Origin of the sequence: Micromonospora zhanjiangensis, assembly GCF_042650605.1 — a bacterium.
Classification (GTDB): Bacteria; Actinomycetota; Actinomycetes; order Mycobacteriales; family Micromonosporaceae; genus Micromonospora_J; species Micromonospora_J zhanjiangensis.
The window spans coordinates 1-2,077 of the sequence record NZ_JBHSBN010000087.1; the positions used below are offsets into that span (position 1 = coordinate 1).

Annotated in this window: 2 protein-coding genes; both read right to left on the reverse strand. The window is 69.9% G+C overall.

The genetic code is table 11. From position 1 onward, the window contains the following. Positions 1 to 625, reverse strand: a 625-nt coding sequence (locus tag ACFOX0_RS34015; RefSeq protein WP_377553770.1) for an arabinofuranosidase catalytic domain-containing protein, incomplete at its 3' end; no start/stop codon positions are given. Positions 626 to 797: 172 nt separating this feature from the next. Next, positions 798 to 2,077: alpha-L-fucosidase (locus ACFOX0_RS34020; protein WP_377553772.1), on the reverse strand; the 1,280-nt coding region annotated here is incomplete at its 5' end.

The following is a 2,077-nucleotide window of genomic DNA, read 5'->3' on the forward strand; positions in this document are numbered from 1 at the left end:
GGCTGTTGGTCTCGGCGTTGCCGTAGTCGAAGCAGCAGCCGCCGTTGTAGTGCGTGCCGTCGAAGATGGCGTACATGCCCTCGGGCTGGTCACCCTTGGCGATGCCGTTGGTGGCGTTGTTCCGGTAACCGGTGCCGGGCGCCACGAACACCCCGTACGCCTTGTTCCCGCCCACGGTGACCGGCGCGAGCGTCGCGTCGGCGAGGTTGTCGTAACCGCCGGGGGCCGGGCCCTGGAAGCCGCCGGGAGGCGCCTGGGTGAGGTGGTTGTTCCGCCCGGACTGGTCGTAGATGATCGTGATGACGCAGGACGTGCCCGCGCAGAACGAGTCCTGGGTGGCCGCGTTGGCGGTCCCGCCCGCCGCCAGCACGCCGACGTCCCGGGTGGTGTTGTCGGACGAGCGGCGCACCTGGTAGAGCGCGCCGGCGTAGGCGCCGTACAGCGCGCGGGTGGTGCTGTGCGCGGCCACGCACGGCGTACCGCCCGCGGCGTAGATGTCGCACGGTTGGGACGTCGCGGCCCGCGCGGTGGTCGGGGACGGCGCGACGGTGACCGCCGCGCTGGCCAGCAGCGCTGCCGCGAAGGCCAGCGCCGCGGTCAGCCGGCGGCCGGGTTCTCTGGTCAAGGTGATCGTCTCCTCCGGTCGGACGTCGCGCCGTCCACGGCGCGGTCGGGGGGTGAGCCGCCGGGTCCCGGCGGTTGGGGGTTCCGGGGTACGGACGGCCGGTCCGGGGCACGGCCGGGAGGGCCGTGCCACGGTGGCGCGGTGTGGCCGGCGGGGCGCCGGCCGTCGGCGGTCAACTGGCGGTGACGGTGACGTCGGTCGGCGCGTTGTTCGTGCCGGTCCAACTGGCGAGGAAGCCGAAGGTCGTGGCGGCACCGGCGCCGAGGGCACCGTTGTAGGACGCGTTGGTCACGGTCACGTTCGATCCGCTCTGGGTGTACGAGCCGCTCCAGAGCTGGCTGATCTTCTGCCCGTTCGGGAAGGTCCAGGAGACCGTCCAGCCGTTGATCGGCGACGACCCGGCGGTGACGGTCACGTTGGCCTGGAAGCCGCCGTCCCAGGAACTGGTGACCGTGTAGGTGGCCGTCGCCCGGCCGGCCGGCGGTGGGGTCGTCGTCGGGGGCACCACCGTCGGCGTCGTCGACGGGGTCGTCGTCGGGGTGGGGGTCGGGGTGGCGCCGCCGAACGACAGCTTCACCACGTACGCCAGGGCGCTGAACGGGGCGTTCGACGACGGCAGGGTGATGTGCAGGCCGGAGCCGTCCTGGGTGGGCCGGGGCAGGTTGACGTACGAGCCGGCGGTGGAGTCGAGCAGCTGCGCCGAGGTCAAGTTGCCGATATTGACCCGGCTCGACGTCATGGTGCCGATGTTGAGGGTGCTGCCCGGCCAGCCCAGGACGATGGCGTACAGGACGGTGTTGTCCTTGCTGCGGGTGAAGCGGATGTCGCGGTTGGTGCCGGCGCGGGGGGTCTGGAACGATCCGCCGCCCATCTGGGTGGGGCCCTCACCGAAGACCGACCAGGCCCGGGTGGAGTAGATGGACTCCCCGAACGCCTTGAGCCAGTTGCCCATGTCCCGCAGCACCGTCTGCTGACCGGACGGGATCGTGCCGTCGGCCATCGGGGCGATGTTGAGCACCATGTTCCCGCCCTTGGACACCCGGTCGATCAACGCGTGCAACAACGACACCGACGAGTAGTAACCGATCCCCTGCGTGTAACACCAACTCAACGAGGAGATGCTGTCGTCGGTCAACCAGTACGGCGTCTGGATACCCGCCGGACCACCCCGCTCGATGTCCAGCACCTCACCGCGGTTGTTGAACCCGTCCTTGTAGGTGGCCACCACGTCCCTGTTCCACGCCACGGCCCTGTTGTAGTAGTAGGACAGGAAGTCCAACCGCCGCGACTCCGGCACCTGCGTCAGGTTGAAGTCCTGCCACAGAATGTCCGGCTGATAACCGTCGATGACCTCGCGCAGCTTGTCGTACCACAACTGCTGCTCGGCCGCCGCGCCGAGCTGCCCGTACAACTTCTTCAGACTGTTGTCCGACTGCGCCGGCACCCACTGGT